This window comes from Achromobacter sp. UBA5777, from assembly GCF_002418565.1.
In the GTDB taxonomy this organism is placed as follows: domain Bacteria; phylum Pseudomonadota; class Gammaproteobacteria; order Burkholderiales; family Burkholderiaceae_B; genus Achromobacter; species Achromobacter animicus.
The window spans coordinates 1-15716 of record NZ_DIEJ01000235.1; the positions used below are offsets into that span (position 1 = coordinate 1).

Here is a 15716-nt window from a genome sequence, read left to right on the forward strand (position 1 = left end):
CTGCGCCGGCGAGGGTGCGGGCGCGGGCGCGGCCGCTGCTGGCGGCTGGGCGCTCGTGCGCATGAACTTCCCATTCGCATCGAAACCGCCTATCGCGCGGCCATTGAAGAACACGACGCGCCGTGCGGTCCACTGCGGCTGCTCGGGGCCGGGCTGGTCGTAACCGGCGACTTCAAAGTCGTACTGCCAGGCGGACACCGGTTTGCCGTCCTCTGCGATGACCGTAGTCTTCTTCACAGATTCGGCATACCCCTTGTCGCGATAACTGACATACCGGGTCGGCGGCATGGTGTCGCGCAGCGACGACATGTACTGGTACAGGTCATCGTCGCTGGGTGGCGTGCCGTACTTTGCCAGGTCGTTCTTCGTTGCGACCGTGCCGGCGCAGCCGGCCAGCACGCACGTGGTCAGGACAAGGAATAGCCTTTTCATCGGGATTGCTCCTAAGTACGCGTTCGCGCCCTGACTGCGGACGCACGGCGGCTGGCCGAGTGGCGCTTGGGGAATCGTCAGGGGGTGGGTCCGGCGGGACGGCCGGTTGCCCCTCGGAAGGCGGAACGCAGCAGGCTGAGCAGAAAGCCGCCTGTAAGCATGCCCAGGATGTAGACGCCGATGACAAGAACCGACGCCGGCAAAGTAAAGGTGGAGGTCCAGAGCGTCAGGGTGACGGATTCGAAATTCTGGATCTTGAACGACAGAACCATCGCCGTGAGCAACACGATCAATACGATGTACAGGTAACGCATGGGGCACCTTTCGTATTCGTTGTCGAACCGCCCCGAAGCCACCCTGGGGCCCGTCGTGCGGAAAACTATGCCACTCATCCGGCGCGAAAACAAGAAAAACAGGGCCGCGTGCAGGCGCCATTGTTAGCCGCCGCAAACAGGAACAGAATGTCTCTCGCCGCAAAAACGGCATGTGTGGCCGGCCCATCATCGAATAGCCGCGTCCCGCGGTCTATCGTTGTGGGCTGCTTATAGGGGACACCTCATGGAAGCGATCAAGGATTGTTGCATGGCTGGGCACCCTCTGGACCTGGGACGCCGCGGCTGGTTGAAGGCCAGCGTTGGCGCGGCGGCGATGGCTGGTCTGGCGTTTGCGCCCGGCGACGCGCCAGCCGCATCACTGACGCAGGCGCAGCGCGATGCGATGACGCCGGACCAGGTGATCGACATGATGAAGCGGGGCAATGCGCGCTTTCGGGCGGGCAAGCCTCAGAAGCACGACTATCTTGCGCAGAAGCGTTCCAGCGCCCTTGGCCAGTTTCCCGCGGCGGTGATCCTGAGCTGCATCGACTCGCGCGCCCCCGCCGAGATCATCCTGGACACGGGTATCGGCGAAACCTTCAACGGGCGCATCGCCGGCAACATCTCCAACAACGATCTGCTGGGCAGCATGGAGTTTGCCTGCGCGGCGGCGGGCGCCAAGGTGATCCTGGTGATGGGGCATACCGCCTGCGGCGCCGTGGCCGGGGCGATCGATAACGTTCAGCTTGGCCATCTGACCGCCCTGCTGGACGTCATCAAGCCGGCGGTCGAGGCGACGAAGTACACGGGAGACCGAAACGGTAAAAATGGCCAGTTCGTGGACGCCGTGGCACGGACGAATGTGCTGCACACCGTCGAGGCCATCCGCAAGAACAGCCCGATTCTGGCCGGGCTGGAAAAGGAAGGGAAGATCAAGATCGTCGGGTCGATGTACGACCTGAGCAACGGCATGCTGACCTTCCTGGCATAGAGAGCCCCGTCCGAAAACGGCCCGCCGGGCGCAAACCGATCCTGGATCGGGGCGCGCCCGCCCTGCCCTCAGGGCAACCGGCTCAGGCTGTATACCGACGCCGGCGGCAGGTTCATTGGCACAAAACGCACCCGCCGCGCGTAAAGGCCGCAGTCCTCAAGCACGCGCGCCGAGATCGGACACTTCACGCCATAGGTGAAAAAGTGCATGGACCCGCCCGGCGGCATCGCCTCGAACACGGCGGTCAACAACTTATGGTGATGCGCGCCGCTCATGTTCCGTAGCGGCAGACCGCAGATGGCCGCGCCGATTCCGTGCAGCTCCGGATGGCTGTCGCGCGACAGATCCTGCGCCGGCACCTGCAGCACGGCTGCCTCGGGAAACTGGTTTCGCAGGCTGGAACTCATCTCGGAGTCCTGCTCCACCAGAACCAGGCTGGACGGCGCGATGCCCTTGCGCAGCATTTCCCGGGTGAACACGCCCGTCCCGCAGCCCAGCTCAAGGACCTTACCGGCCCGGGGCTGGATCGATTCCGTGATGGCGGCGGCCAGCGCCGCGCTGGAAGGCGCCACCGCGCCGACCGCCGCCGGGTTGGACAGCAGCGCCTTGACGAACTGCTTGCGTTCCTTGAGCCAGTTCATGGCCGGGCCAGCGTGGGACTTGTGCCGGGCAAGGGTCTTGAGGGGCGGCATGGAAAACATCGAAACGTCTATCTCCGGTGCGACTTGGTCAGGCAGACCTTACCTGCGGGCAGCGGGCGCGACCGGCAACGGTGCGTAAGCGACCCTGTCAAATGGAGAACGGCGAAAGGATCGAAAGCATGCAGAGCGCGGGGCGCCGGATGGTGCAGCGCCGATTCTGCGGCATGCAGGCGACCGCGCCTATCGCCCAGACGAGAGACATCCAAAGGATGGTCGCCGGCAGAAAATCCGGCGCCAAACCCGAATCAACGGCACAAATGAAAAGGCCGTAACCGGTTGTTTTCCGGATACGGCCTGTTTCTAGTCAGGCGGGGTCTGACGTGGACTTAGACGCCCACGACCGACACGGCCTTGGTGACCAGGTACGCCTCGAGCGCCTCGGGACCGCCCTCGGAACCGTAGCCCGAATCCTTCACGCCGCCGAACGGCAGTTCGGCCGAAGGCGTCGCGGGCTGGTTGACCCAGAGCATGCCGACTTCAAGGCGGCGCGACAGCTCGTGCACCGTCTTGATCGAGCGGGTGAAGCCATAGGCGGCCAGGCCGAACGGCAGGCGATTGGCTTCGCGGATGGCCTCGTCCAGGTTTTCGAAGCTGCGGATGGCCGCGATGGGACCAAACGGCTCTTCGTTGAAAATATCGGCCTCGAGCGGCACGTCGGTCAGGATGGTCGGGGCAAAGAAATTGCCCGCGGTGCCCACGCGCTGACCACCGGTCGCCACGCGCGCGCCCTTCTCGGCCGCATTCTTGACGATCTTGTCCATGGCGGCCAGACGACGGTCATTGGCCAGCGGGCCGAGCGTCGTGCCTTCGGTCAGGCCGTCGCCCAGCTTGAGCTTTTCGGCATGGGCCACGAAAGCCTGCTCGAAGGCGGCCTTGACGTTCTTGTGCACCAGGAAGCGGGTCGGCGAAATGCAGACCTGGCCGGCGTTGCGGAACTTGGCGCCGCCCGAGGCCTTGACGGCCAGTTCGACGTCGGCGTCTTCCGCGACGATCACCGGCGCGTGACCGCCCAGCTCCATCGTGACGCGCTTCATGTAGCGGCCGGCCAATGCGGCCAGTTCCTTACCGACCGGCGTGGAACCCGTGAAGGTGACCTTGCGGATGATCGGGTGCGGGATCAGGTAGCTGGAAATCTCGGCCGGCGAGCCAAACACCAGGCCCAGAACGCCCTTCGGGATGCCGGCGTCGACAAAGCAGTTCAGCAGCGCGGCGGGCGATGCCGGGGTTTCCTCGGGCGCCTTCACCAGGAAGGAGCAGCCCGTGGCAAGCGCGGCGCCCAGCTTGCGAACGATCTGGTTGACCGGGAAGTTCCACGGCGTGAACGCGGCGACGGGGCCGACCGGTTCCTTGATGACCAATTGCTGGGCGGCGGGATTGCGCGACGGCACGATGCGGCCGTAGACGCGCAGCGCTTCGTTGGCGAACCAGTCGATGATGTCCGCACCGGCCAGCACTTCGCCGCGCGCTTCGGCGAGCGGCTTGCCCTGTTCCTGCGTCAGCAGGCGCGCCACGTCGTCCGCGCGCTCGCGCAGCAGGACGGCGGCCTTGCGCATGACCGCGCAACGCTCGTGGGCGGAGGTATCGCGCCACGTCTCGAAGCCGCGTTGCGCTGCCGCCAGCGCCGCGTCCAGGTCCTCGCGGGAGGCGATGGCCACCTGGCCGATCTTCTGGCCGGTGGCGGGATTGACGACGTCGATGCGCGCGCCGCCGCGGGCCTCGCGCCATTCGTTGTCGATCAGGAGAAGAGTATCTGGGTAACCGTTCATGAATGCTCCGTGGTTGAAATGCGGCCGTCACGTGTCAGTCGATTCGGGCAAGCGCGGCGAAAAACGCCCGGCGCCTGCCGTATCGTAAGTGTTTTGGGCAGGAGACGGGAAGTGGGCCGTGATCGGACCGTCCGGCTGACGGGCAAGGGTTGGGCACGCAGCTTGCTGTAGGGGTTTCGCCTTTCGTTACCCAACCCCATTGCGGAGGCTTCCCATGAGCTCACCGGAACCCGTTCTGACGCCGACTCCCGCCGGCACCCGCCTTGTTTCTCTGGGCATTGCGCCCGTTGCCCGTAACGCGGACGCCGTGGCCCGCCCGCGTTTCAGCCCCAAAGCGGCCAATGAAGAAGTCCTGCCGACGCCGCAATCGGCCCTGCCCGCAGACGCTGACGCGCCGGCGCGCGTGCCGCTGAGCGCCTGGCTGTCGCTGGCGTTCTACGCCATCGGCACGGCGCTGCTCTTCAGCTTGGGCGTGGCTTACCGTCTGTTCGCGTGACCGGCTACGGTCAGGCAACCTGGGCGAGCGCCTCGCGCGTCACCTGCACCAGTTTTCGGTCGGAAAGACGATAGGCCGTCAGTGGGCCGCCCGTCACACAGCCCGTGTCCAGGCACACGGCGTCCGACCGCACCAGCAGGCCCAGCGTCGCCCAGTGGCCGAACACGATGGTGTTGTCGGCGCCCGCGCGTCGCGGCAGGTTGTACCAAGGCAGGGTCTCGCGGGGCCAGCGCCCCGGCGTGGACTTGGCGCCGGGCGCCAACGCCCCGTTGCGAGTGCACAGGCGCATGCGGGTGAACGCGCTGACGATGAAGCGCAGTCGCAGTTGCGTATCCAGCTTGGCGTTCCAGGCGAGCGGCGCTGCTCCCGAGAGGGTTCGCATGTGACGGCGCCAGTCGTTGTCCCGAAGCATGGCCTCGACCTCCCCGGCGTGCGCCATGGCTTGCAACACGTCCCAACCGGGATACAGACCCGCGTGCACCAGGACGTGACGGTCCTGCACATGGATCAGGGGCTGCGCGCGCAGCCAGTCGAGCAGGACATCTGCGTCCGGCGCGTCGAAAAGATCGTTGAGGGTGTCGCGGGCGTCCGGCCGCAGACATCCCGCTGCAACGCCCAGGGCGCGCAGGTCGTGATTGCCCAGCACCACCGTGGCGCGGTCGCCCAGCGACATGACCCGACGGAGCGTCTCCGCGTTTTCGGGCCCTCGATTGACAAGGTCGCCGACGAACCAGAACCTGCAGTTGGGGTCGCCCGCGATCTCCGGGCTGGCCAGCAGTGCGTCCAGTGACTGGCAGCAGCCATGCACGTCGCCGATCGCCCAGATGGCTGGCCGGGCTGTTTCCGGAGCGTCGTCCGTCAAAGGCGAATCGTCGGCAAAGGCCGCTGCGGGCGTGATGGGATGTGGGGGGATTGGCTGTCTTACCCGTCTGCGTAGCATGTTCTGTCCTTCTCGCTGGCCATTTCCTGACACGAATCAATGGTTTCGTGCCGGCAGGACAGCAAGCCCCATGCCCATGTAAATAATTGCATCCGGGGACTACCCCTCCTTCTTGCGGCGCCCCCAGACGGATTCCTGCCGATAGGAATCCGCCTGGCACAGCGTGCGGTAAAACATGGCGCCGGCGCCGATGAAGTTGCCCAACTCTTTTTCAGATAGCTTGGGCGCGACGCCTTCCAGGTATCCCGCGTAGATGGAGAGCACCCGGTCCCACTCGTCCAGACGGGGCGCGGGTGCGGAAACTGAGATCATCAGTGCCAAGAGCTCATCGCGCTGCATGATTCCCTCCCGTGACCGCCGCCGCGGCGGCCGTCATCCCTTGGTCATGTGAGTCAAGACCCGCCGTCCATCCGCCCTGCGGTGCACGAAGGCCATCGTGATGTGGCCTACGGCCAGCGCCAGCAACGTCCAGCCCAACAGTCCATGCCAGGCGTTGCCCAGTTCGACCAGGGCTTCGATCTCCTGGTCGCGGGGGCTGAAGATCTGGATGCCAAAGGCTGAATATCCCCTCCCCCGCCCATAGGCGCGCAACAGCGCCAGCGTGGGGATGGCGATCATCATCAGGTACAGGACAAGATGCCCGAACCCCGCCAGCAGGCCGCTGTCCGGCCGCTTGCCCCAGTTGGCGATGGCCCAGGCGCCGCGTACAAGGACCAGGATCAGCAGCAACAGGCCCAGCGAAGTATGCGAGGCCCAGAAGAAATCCTCGATCGGGGTGTCCGGCAGAAACTGCCGCGACGCCGCGCTGGTGAACTGCCACGCCAGCAGCACGGCCATGAGCCAATGCAGGACGCGGCTGACGATTCCATACCCGTCCGGGTGGTCCATCACGCTTGAGGCGGCGACGCGGGGTGGCATAGGGAGGCTCCTTCGGAGATCCATGCTGCGCAAGGGAAAACCTGCTCCGGGCATTGTGCCAACGCCCCCGTCGCGGAGTGCAACCAATTGCAATGGCGGCTGGCCGGCAGGACGGCAGAGGACGCGTTCTGATCATGGTTCAAACTCCATCGCCGACATGGCGGCCGTCAGCGACTGCGGCGCGTAGTCGTCCCAGGGCGTATTGCCCACGTCCAGCCGGGCATGCGCGTCCTGAATCGTCCAGTGCGCGCCGCTCGTCAGCTTGTCCAGCTCGTCCCACGTCACCGGGACCGAAATGCCCAGGCCCGGCCGCGCTCGGGCAGACCACGCGCAGACCGTCGTCGCCCCGAAGCCGTTGCGCAGGTAATCCGCAAAAATCTTGCCAACGCGGTTCTTCGGGCCGCTCTTGGCCACGAACAGTTGCGGCAGTGTCCGGGCCAGGTGCTGCACGATCGCCTGCGAAAACCGCTTCACCGTGTCCCAGTCGTATTGCTTGCGCAGCGGCACGACTACGTGCAGCCCTTTGCCGCCGCTGGTCTTGAGCCAGGCCTGCAGGCCGATCTCCTGCAGCAGCACGCGCACCAGATTGGCGGCCTGCTGCATGGTCGGCCATGGCACGCCCTCGCCCGGGTCCAGGTCGAACATCATGCGATCCGGTTTGTCGATGGACGTCTTGACGGCGTTCCAGGTGTGGAATTCGACGACGTTCATCTGCACGGCGGACATGATGGCCTCTGCGGTCGGGACTTCGAGCAGCGGCGGATGATCCGGATCGAGCTTCGCGGGCAGCGGTTTGACGCCGGGCATCGCGGCTTCCAGATGCTTCTGGAAGAAGAATTCGCCCTGGATGCCGGCGGGCGCTCGCAGGAATGACACCGGCCGCCCTTTCAGATGCTCCAGCATCAGCGGTGCGATCAGGCCGTAATAGCGCGCGAGATCCAGCTTGGTGAGCTTGGTGGACGGGTCGATGACCCGGTCCGGATTGGTGAGCTTGCCGCCCTTGGCGCGGCTGGTTTTGCCGGCGGGCGGGGCTTTGGCGTCGGCGGCGGGTGCGGGTGCCCTTGAAGGTGCCTTTGAAGATGCCTTGGACGATGTGCCGGCAGATGCCGTGGCAGATTTGGCTGCGGATCTGGCCGCAGGCGACGCCTTCGAACCGGATTTCCTGGCGTCCGCGTCGCCGTCTACGTCCTCGACCGGCACGGCCTTCTCTCTCGAAATCGCCTTCACCGGCTTGTCCTGCCGCAGGCCCCGGAATACGGAATGACGGATGTGGCCGCCGCTCGTCCATTCGCCGAACGACACTTCGGCGATCAGCTCGGGCTTGACCCAGCGGACGCCGCCGGCCGCGGGCGCGTTGGTGACCGGCTTCTTGTCCGTCTCGATGGCCGCCAAGCGCTTCTGCAGGGACACCAGACTTGCGTCGTCGAACCCAGTGCCAACCTTGCCGGCATAGCGCAGGCTGCCGTCCTGCTCGGTGACCGCCAGCAGCAGCGCGCCCAGCCCGGCCCGGGTGCCCTTGGGCGCCGTGTAGCCGACGATGGCAAACTCCTGGCGCCGGGCGCACTTGACCTTGACCCAGGTGTCGCTGCGGCGGGACACGTAGGGTGACGACAGGCGCTTGGCCATGATGCCCTCAAGCCCCATTCTGCAAGCGGTCGCCACCAGGTCCGAAGGCGCGGCCTCAAGGGCCTCGCTGAATCGCAGCTGGTCGTCTTCGGCGGTGTCCATCAGTTGCTGCAACAGTGCCCGCCGCACGCCCAGCGGCTCCTGCCGCAAGTCCCGCATTCCGATGAACGGCAGGTCGAAGGCGTAGAACACGATGTCCTGTGTCCGATCGTTGTCGAAGGCGTTCTGCAGCGACTGGAAATTCGGAATGCCTTCGCGGTCCAGCATCACGATTTCCCCGTCGATCCATGCCCACTTGGCGGGCAATGCGCGCATGGCCTCGACCAGATGCGGCATTTTGGCGCTCCAGTCGTGGCCGTTGCGGGTAAACAGCCGCACATCCTCTCCTTCGATCCGGGCGACGAGCCGGTAGCCGTCGAATTTCATCTCGTATAACCAGTCCGGCGCATGCTGAGGCACGCCGTCCACCAGCGTGGCGAGCTGGGGTTTCAGTTGCGCGGGCAAGTCGGCGGCCACGCCTGGCAAGACGGACTGATCGCCGTCGGCGGTGTCAACGGTGTTGTCGTCCTGATCCTCGGATTGGTCGTCAGCCGCCGCTTCCGCGGGAGCTTTGGATTTGGCGCGGGATTTCGCTGCGGGACTTGACGTCTTGGCTGCGGGAGTCGCCTTGGCCGTCGCGTCGCCGCCCTTGCCTGCCGTCTTGGCCTTCGCCTGTTTGCGCAGCGGCACCACGCTATCCGGCATTTCGTCCACCACACTGAATTCCCGCTCGGGCCGGGCGAAATCGTCTCGGTCCTTGATGAGCAGCCACGGGGGTTGCTTTTCGGACTCCTTGCCCTTCAGGCGGATGAGCGCCCAGCGGCCCTGCATCTTCACGCCCTGCAAGTCGAACTTCAGGTGGCCGTCGCGGTAGCCCTTGCGCGGATCGCCCACCGGCATCCACTTGCCTTCGTCCCAGATGATGACCTTGCCGGCGCCGTACTGCCCTTCGGGAATCTGCCCCTCGAACTGGTTGTAGGCGATGGGGTGATCCTCGACCTGGACCGCCATGCGCTTGACCGCCGGGTCGTAGCACGGCCCTTTTGGCACCGCCCAGCTCTTCATGGCCCCGTCCAGTTCCAGACGGAAGTCGTAGTGCAGCCGGCTTGCCCAATGTTTCTGGATGACGAAGGCGCGGGCGTCCTCGTTGGCCTCGCCACCGTCGGCCGGCTCCGACGTGATCCCGAAGTTGCGCTTTTCGCGGTACTTCTTCAGCGTGTCAGCCATGGTCAGGCCGCCTTGCGCGTTTTGCTCGTTGTCTTGCCGGTGTTCTTGTCACTCGATTTGCTGGCGGTTTTACCCGTCGCCTTGCTCGCGGACTTGCTGGCCGTCTTGCCTGCGCTCTTGGCCGACTTGGCCGCCGTCTTCTTGGCCGGCGCCTTGGCTGCCTTCTTGTCATCGCCTTCGTCGGACTTGGCCGCCTTGGACCCGCCCTTGCCCCCCTTCAGGCTGCGTTGCAGCAGCTCGGTCAGGTCAATGACGTTGTCCGCATAGGCGGGCGACGCTTCCTGCGGCTCGATGACGGTCTCGGTCTCGCCAGCACGCGCCTTCTGCTCCACCAGCTCCATCACGGCGGCCTTGAACTCGTCCTTGTACTGTTCGGGGTCCCATTCGCCGGACATGTCGTCGACCAGCATCTTCGCCATCTTCATTTCGCTGGCGCTGGGCGTCATGTTCTTGGCGCCGGCCTTGGGCAGATCCAGCCCTTCCACTGACTTCACCTCGTCGCCCCAGCGCATCAGGTTCAGCACCAGCGCGTCGCCTGACGGAATCAGCGCCGCCAGGTGCTGCTTGGTCTGGATCACGACCTTGGCGATGCCGATCTTTCCTGTCTTGACCAGCGTGTCCCGGAGCAAGGCGTACACCTTGTGGCCCTTGTTGATGGGCGCGACGTAATAGGGCCGCTCCAGATAGACGAACGACACGCCCCCGGCGTCCACGAATTGCTGGATCTCGATGGTCTGCGTGGTCCGGGGATAGGCCTCGGATATCTCCTCGGGCGACACGATGACGTATTTGCCGTCCTCGTACGCCACGCCCTTCACGATGTTGTCCTTGTCGATTTCCTTGCCGGTCCGCTTGTTGATGCGCTTGTACCCCACCGGGTCCATCGAACGCTTGTCCAGCCAGTCGAAGTCCACGCCGGACTCCGTCGTGGCCGTGTGCAGGCCCACGGGAATGTGAACCAGCCCGAAGGAAATCGCTCCTTTCCATATGGTTCTTGCTGCCATGACGGTCTCCTACGCGTGGTCAGCCCAGGCGCTTGACGATCCGGGCGACGCGGGCAACGCCCCCCGTTCCGCTTGCCGCGCGGCCCATCAGGGCGGTGCCGGCTGCGGTGATGACGGTGCGGCGCAACACCGTCCGGCTTCGCATGCCCGTCAGCATCAGCAGCAAACCCACGCCAAACACGATCAGGTGTTCGCCGGGAAAATCCGGCCTGCGGGCGTCGATGTCCTTGATCTGCGCAACCAATGAACGCGGGCGCGATTCGTGACGGCGGGATTCGGCAACGGGTTCGATCTGCATGTGGCCTCCTGCGGGCGTGGATTAGGCATGCGGCGCGGAGCGGGCGGCCCCGCGCCGGCTTACTTGGCGTACTTGAATTCAGGCAACGCCTTGAGCGTGTCCTTGGTGGCGTCCGGAAGCTGGAACTGGTCGCCGGCGATCTGCATCTTGGACAGCGGCACCGTCACAAGATGGTTGCCAACGCCCAGCAGCCCGCCCACCGACAACACCGCATACGGCGCCCAGTCAGGCGGGCCGATGATCAGGTCATCCACCGTGCCGATCTTTTCCTTCTTGCCGTTGTAGACCGTTGCGCCGATGATCTTCGAGGCGCGGTAGCCAGCCTCCACCTTGGCGACATCGACACGGACTTCGGTCACGGACTGCGGCGCACCCTGCGCCCAGCCGGTGGACACGACGCCAGCGGCGCCCAGCATGGCAACCACGCCCAGCATTGCAGTCTTTACGATCATGATCGGATCTCCTCGGGGGTATCTTGGTATTCAGGACGTGCGTTGCGAGTCGGCGGGATCGGGATTGGATTCGGAGGCGTCCGATGGCTCCATGTCCTCGTTGCTGACTTCGTTGCCCTGCGTGTTCTCACTGGCATCTGACGGCTTGACCGGCGGCGCGCCGCCCGTACTTGGCGAGCCTGCCCCAGGCCGTACCGGCAGATCGTCAGGCGTCGAGGTCGCCTCTACGGCGTTGTCCTGGGAAGATGTCTGCCCAACGGAATGATCTGGTTCCATTTTCGTCACCTCAGGTTCGCTGCGGCCAGCGGAAACGTGGCCGTGGACCCCAACAGCAAATAACGTTCCCGAACCGTTCGCCGGGTGACCAGCGCCCAATGGCGCGGCGGACTGCGGCACCATAATTCCATTGGTAACGCGCTCCCAAACCGCCTCGAATCAGCAATATATTCAGAACACATGTGGCGCCCGCGAGCGCCGTTCATTCGTGGCAGCAAGATATCCGGAGCGCGACGATGGGCGACAAGAAAAAGCAAAAGGACAACCCCGAGGCGGCCGGGGCGGGCAAGCTTTCCAATAAGCAGTACGAGAAGGAACTGGCCCAGCTTCACGTCGAACTGGTCAAGTTGCAGCAATGGGTCGTCGATACGGGCGCCAAGGTCTGCATCGTGTTCGAAGGGCGCGACGGCGCCGGCAAAGGCGGCACGATCAAGGCCCTGACCGAGCGCGTCAGTCCCCGCGTCTTTCGTGTCGTGGCGTTGCCCGCCCCCACGGAGCGCGAAAAATCCCAGATGTACATGCAGCGCTACCTGCCACACCTGCCCGCGGCGGGCGAAGTCGTGATCTTCGACCGCAGCTGGTACAACCGGGCTGGCGTCGAACGCGTGATGGGGTTTTGCAGCCAGGCGCAGGTGGACGCCTTTCTGAAAGCCGTGCCGCTGGTGGAACGCGTGATGATCGACTCCGGGATCCTGCTCTTCAAATACTGGCTGGAAGTCACCGAAGCGGAACAGACGCGCCGCCTGCAATCGCGCATCAACGATGCGCGCAAGACCTGGAAGCTGACGAAGATGGATCTGGATTCGTACAGCCGCTGGTACGACTACTCGCGCGCCCGCGACGAGATGTTCCGGGCGTCGGATACCGCAATTTCGCCCTGGTACGTGGGTCGTTCCGACGACAAGAAGCGTATCCGGCTGAACATCATGACCCACCTGCTGGAACACATTCCCTACACCGTCAGCGCCAGGGAAAAAATCACCCTGCCCAAGCGGCAGAAGGCCAAGGGCTACACGCAGCCGGAACATCCTTTCCGGTATGTGCCCGAAAAGTTTTGATCTCTGGAGGTTCTGCCATGGCAGCGCTGCTCATCAATCAGGTGGAAGACACCACCAGCGACGAAGATGTCCGGGCGTTCCTGGTCAAGTACGGCTTCCCCGCGCCGGACGGCATGAAGCGCGTCCCCAGCGACGGGAATCGTCCTGCCGTGCTGGTCACGTTCGACGGCGTGACAGAGCCGGAGCTGCAGGCGCTGCTGCCCCGGATCCATCAGATGTTCTGGAAAAATCACACCATCTCGGCGCTGGTGATGCGGGCGCCGATCGAGTGACAGGCGCCGTCGTTGCGCGGCGCTCTGCCCTCGGGCCTTACCAAGCCGCGCGCGGCCGGTAGGTCTCTTTTACATATTTGGCCAGTTCGGCCTCTACCGTCGACATCAGCACGGCCGGCGGACGCTCCGGGTGCAGAAGTTGCTGCGCTGCAGCAAGCGTTCGCATCGCGCAACGTTCGCCATTGGTCATCGGCTGGGGGGTGGACAAGGTGGGCGTGTACTTGAACTCTTCCATGATGCTTCTCCATAAGACAAGGAATGACCCTCACCCCCCTTTCAGCAAGTAGCGTGCCCAACCCCGTTTCGGTCAGTATCGGACGCTGATCCGCGCCCAGACGCTGCGCCCGGGCTCGTTCACCGCTGTGCCTGCCGGATAGCCAAATCCGGCGTTCCCCGCCAGGTTCAGATGTTCGCTGTACGTCTTGTCGAACACGTTGTCCACGCCGAGCGACAATCGAACCTGCTGGTTCACCACGTATCCCGCATTAAGGGAAAAAACGCCAAAACCGGCGCTGGGACCGAAATCCTTGCCCACGACGTTGCCTTCGTTCAGCGCGTAGCGTTTTTGCGGGGCGACGATGCGCCACAAGGCGCCCGCCGACCAGGTGCCGTCGTCATAGGCGGCGGTGAGCTTGGCCTCCAGCGGCGGAATCTGCGGCAGCGCGCGGCCGTCGCTGCGGTTCTGGCCCCAGGCGTAGGCCAATGTGGCGCCCACCTTCCAGCTCGGCGTCACGGCATAGGACGCGCCAAACTCCCCGCCAAAGATCCGGGCATCCACGTTCGTCGCCTGCGAGGTGGCCCCCATCATCCCCCCGGACGTGTAATTGAACAGAATGAAATCGTCCACGTAGCCCGCATACCCCGAGAACCACGCATCCAGCGTTTCCGTCTTGTACTGGGCGCCAAAATCGAGTTGGGTCGTTTTTTCCGGTTTGACGCCCTGGAAGGCGTTGACCGAGCCGGCCGGACCGCGCTTGGGCGAGAACAGTTCCCAGTAGTCCGGGAACCGCTCGACATGACCCAGCCCGATGTAGAGCGTGGCGGGCAGCGATTCCAGATCCTTTTCATAGCGCAGGAAGCCGCTGGGGAGCGTGTCGTTGCGGCGTTCGCCCGCCGTGGGGTTGGGCATGGCCATCATCATGCCGCCGGTTGTCTGCCGGAAATCCTTGACCGACGCCCAGTCGACGCGGGCGCCGCCGATCACGCGGCTGTCCGGTGCGGCACGCCAGGTCAATTCCCCAAAGACACCCGTATTGGAGAAATCTGCGTCTTTGACCCATGGCTGGCTGCGATAGGACATGGTGTCCGAGCCGCTGCGGGCGCGGTGGCGGCTTTGCTGGAAGTCCATTCCTGCCTCCAGGCTGGTGTCTTGCGACAGGTTCCAGGTGGTGGCGAAGCGTCCGCCCCAGGTTGCGCGGTCCACGTCCGAGGCCATCGCCATCGCCATGGCGCTGGACGGGTCCGGTGCGCGCAGCGTGTAGTTGTCCATGACGTGGTCCGCGTAGTTGTAATAGAGCTGTGCCTCGACCTGACTCAGGACGGGCCCGAGGTTACGTTTTTCAAAGCGCAGTCCAAAACTTTCCCGCTTGAATTGCGAGCCGTCCATGCCGCGGCCGGCATACCGCGCCTCGCCGTCGCCCGTGCCGGCGGTCAGTTCATATAGCGTGTCCGCATCGGGCGTGAAGCCCAGCGTGACATCCGCGTTCCATTTGTCCCAACGCGACGGCACGGTGTTGCCGTCGCCGTCCTTGTAGTCCTGCGAATGCGAGTGGTTGGCGGTGATCCGCGTATAGACCTTTTCGTTGCCGATGGTCAGGTCCGCCGTCTGGTCGTTGCGCCCGAACGAGCCGCCAGTCAGGCTGCCATCGAAACGCACGCCGGGCTCGGTGAACTGGGGGGTGTCCCGGTCGAAGCGGACGGTGCCGGCGGACGCGCCCGGCCCCCACAGCACCGTCTGCGGTCCCTTGATGACGGTGAGCTGGTCGAAATTCTCGGGCGAAATATAGGAACTGGGCGCGTCCATCCGCGACGGGCAGGCGCCGGGCATGGAGGTGCCGTTGGTCAAAATGTTCAGGCGGGAACCGAACATGCCGCGCAGCACCGGGTCGCCGTTGGTGCCGCCGTTCCGGATGGCCGAAAAGCCGGGAATGGTCTTCAGGTAGTCGGTGCCGTCGCTGGCTGGCAGCGGCTGGCGCGGCAGCTTCGGATCGGTCGTGAAGGTGAGCGGCGCGCTGGGCGCCACGCCCATGATGACGACGGGATCGAGCGTGGTCACGCCGTCCTGGATGGGCTGCGCGGCGGCGGAAAATGTGGCGGCCACGGCCGCGGCCAGGCAGGTCATACAAACGAATTGCGGTTGCTTGCGCATAGGGAATCTGGATCAACTTGGAATCTGAGTCGAAATCTGCAATCGGGGCGTTGACCCCCGCGCGGACAGGCCATGCATAGGCGCGCCTCGGCGCCCGGACCCTCAAACGGATCCGTGCCAAAAGCGGCGATATGAGCAGGCGCTAACCGGCGGCGGGCCCGTCAACCGTGGGCGCCGCGATGCAAACCGGTGATGCTGAGAGGAATGCCGTCAGGCGGCGGGTGGCGGCGCGCGCGGCTGCTGCTGCAGCCGGGCATGCGCACTTGAGAAGTAAGGAACGTCGGCGGCCGGTGCCGTAGCAGGCTGCGCCAGCGTAGGCAGCAGCCAGGCGAGCAGCCACAGTCCGGGCAGCGTGGCGCCGCCCAACATGGCGCAGCCGGCAACGCAGCAATGCGGCATGGCGCCGCTGTGCTGCTCGACGCCTTGCGTGGCGCCTTCGATGCCGATCGTGACGACGCGCGGCCCGCTGGCCGTGCAGATGATGGCGGTGGCGCCGGCGGCGCCCGAGATACCGGCGGGGCTGGGCGCGGCGAGCGCC

General features: G+C 65.0%; 19 protein-coding genes. 4 read left to right on the forward strand and 15 right to left on the reverse strand.

Annotated elements, in window-relative coordinates; all coding sequences use genetic code 11:
* On the reverse strand, nt 1-432 hold a 432-nt coding region (locus B3446_RS19180), incomplete at its 3' end, for a hypothetical protein (protein ID WP_291384151.1).
* Between the two features lie 77 nt (nt 433-509).
* The gene (locus B3446_RS19185) at nt 510-746 is read right to left on the reverse strand and encodes a lipopolysaccharide assembly protein LapA domain-containing protein (protein ID WP_175121496.1); all 237 of its coding nucleotides are present in this window, start codon (nt 744-746) and stop codon (nt 510-512) included.
* 268 nt (nt 747-1014) lie between these two features.
* Here B3446_RS19185 and B3446_RS19190 point away from each other — a divergent pair, with 268 nt between their 5' ends.
* A complete protein-coding gene (locus B3446_RS19190; RefSeq protein WP_175121495.1) occupies nt 1015-1737 on the forward strand; it encodes a carbonic anhydrase family protein in 723 nt (240 codons plus the stop codon).
* 68 nt (nt 1738-1805) lie between these two features.
* Here B3446_RS19190 and B3446_RS19195 read toward each other — a convergent pair whose 3' ends face one another.
* Entirely contained in the window at nt 1806-2429 is a 624-nt protein-coding gene (locus B3446_RS19195) for a class I SAM-dependent methyltransferase (RefSeq protein WP_224776808.1), read from the reverse strand.
* Between the two features lie 335 nt (nt 2430-2764).
* Entirely contained in the window at nt 2765-4204 is a 1440-nt protein-coding gene (locus B3446_RS19200) for an NAD-dependent succinate-semialdehyde dehydrogenase (protein ID WP_291384155.1), read from the reverse strand.
* Between the two features lie 214 nt (nt 4205-4418).
* On the opposite strand from B3446_RS19200, the gene B3446_RS19205 reads away from it, so the two are divergent.
* Nucleotides 4419-4700 carry a hypothetical protein gene (locus tag B3446_RS19205; protein WP_191577188.1) on the forward strand — a complete coding sequence of 94 codons (282 nt, stop codon included), beginning with the start codon at nt 4419-4421 and terminating at the stop codon, nt 4698-4700.
* 10 nt (nt 4701-4710) lie between these two features.
* On the opposite strand, the gene B3446_RS19210 is transcribed toward B3446_RS19205, so the two are convergent.
* The 8 genes from B3446_RS19210 to B3446_RS19245 all read right to left on the reverse strand — a co-directional run bounded on the left by B3446_RS19210 (nt 4711) and on the right by B3446_RS19245 (nt 11480).
* Nucleotides 4711-5562: a symmetrical bis(5'-nucleosyl)-tetraphosphatase gene (locus B3446_RS19210; protein WP_291384158.1), complete on the reverse strand. Its 852-nt coding sequence runs from the start codon at nt 5560-5562 to the stop codon at nt 4711-4713.
* Nucleotides 5563-5739: 177 nt separating this feature from the next.
* Nucleotides 5740-5979 (reverse strand): hypothetical protein, encoded by a 240-nt coding sequence (locus B3446_RS19215; protein WP_062839450.1) that lies wholly within the window; start codon nt 5977-5979, stop codon nt 5740-5742.
* Nucleotides 5980-6012: 33 nt separating this feature from the next.
* Nucleotides 6013-6558 (reverse strand): cytochrome b, encoded by a 546-nt coding sequence (locus B3446_RS19220; RefSeq protein ID WP_224776810.1) that lies wholly within the window; start codon nt 6556-6558, stop codon nt 6013-6015.
* 132 nt (nt 6559-6690) lie between these two features.
* A complete protein-coding gene (gene ligD, locus B3446_RS19225; RefSeq protein ID WP_291384162.1) occupies nt 6691-9450 on the reverse strand; it encodes a DNA ligase D in 2760 nt (919 codons plus the stop codon).
* Between the two features lie 2 nt (nt 9451-9452).
* On the reverse strand, nt 9453-10454 hold the full coding sequence (locus B3446_RS19230; RefSeq protein WP_191577191.1) for a Ku protein: 1002 nt from the start codon (nt 10452-10454) through the stop codon (nt 9453-9455).
* A 19-nt stretch (nt 10455-10473) separates the two neighbouring features.
* Nucleotides 10474-10752: a hypothetical protein gene (locus B3446_RS19235; RefSeq protein WP_291384165.1), complete on the reverse strand. Its 279-nt coding sequence runs from the start codon at nt 10750-10752 to the stop codon at nt 10474-10476.
* Between the two features lie 59 nt (nt 10753-10811).
* Nucleotides 10812-11204: a PRC-barrel domain-containing protein gene (locus B3446_RS19240; protein ID WP_291384167.1), complete on the reverse strand. Its 393-nt coding sequence runs from the start codon at nt 11202-11204 to the stop codon at nt 10812-10814.
* Nucleotides 11205-11234: 30 nt separating this feature from the next.
* Nucleotides 11235-11480, reverse strand: a complete 246-nt coding sequence (locus B3446_RS19245; RefSeq protein ID WP_191577193.1) for a hypothetical protein — start codon at nt 11478-11480, stop codon at nt 11235-11237.
* A gap of 236 nt (nt 11481-11716) precedes the next feature.
* Here B3446_RS19245 and ppk2 point away from each other — a divergent pair, with 236 nt between their 5' ends.
* Both ppk2 and B3446_RS19255 read left to right on the forward strand, forming a co-directional pair.
* Complete coding sequence (gene ppk2, locus B3446_RS19250) at nt 11717-12538, forward strand: polyphosphate kinase 2 (protein WP_291384169.1); 822 nt, start codon at nt 11717-11719, stop codon at nt 12536-12538.
* 17 nt (nt 12539-12555) lie between these two features.
* A complete protein-coding gene (locus B3446_RS19255) occupies nt 12556-12810 on the forward strand; it encodes an RNA-binding protein (protein ID WP_291384171.1) in 255 nt (84 codons plus the stop codon).
* A gap of 37 nt (nt 12811-12847) precedes the next feature.
* Here B3446_RS19255 and B3446_RS19260 read toward each other — a convergent pair whose 3' ends face one another.
* The 3 genes from B3446_RS19260 to B3446_RS19270 form a co-directional block, all read right to left on the reverse strand.
* Complete coding sequence (locus B3446_RS19260; protein ID WP_191577196.1) at nt 12848-13045, reverse strand: hypothetical protein; 198 nt, start codon at nt 13043-13045, stop codon at nt 12848-12850.
* Between the two features lie 72 nt (nt 13046-13117).
* Entirely contained in the window at nt 13118-15178 is a 2061-nt protein-coding gene (locus B3446_RS19265) for a TonB-dependent copper receptor (protein ID WP_291384174.1), read from the reverse strand.
* A gap of 210 nt (nt 15179-15388) precedes the next feature.
* Nucleotides 15389-15716: hypothetical protein (locus tag B3446_RS19270; protein WP_291384176.1), on the reverse strand; the 328-nt coding region annotated here is incomplete at its 5' end.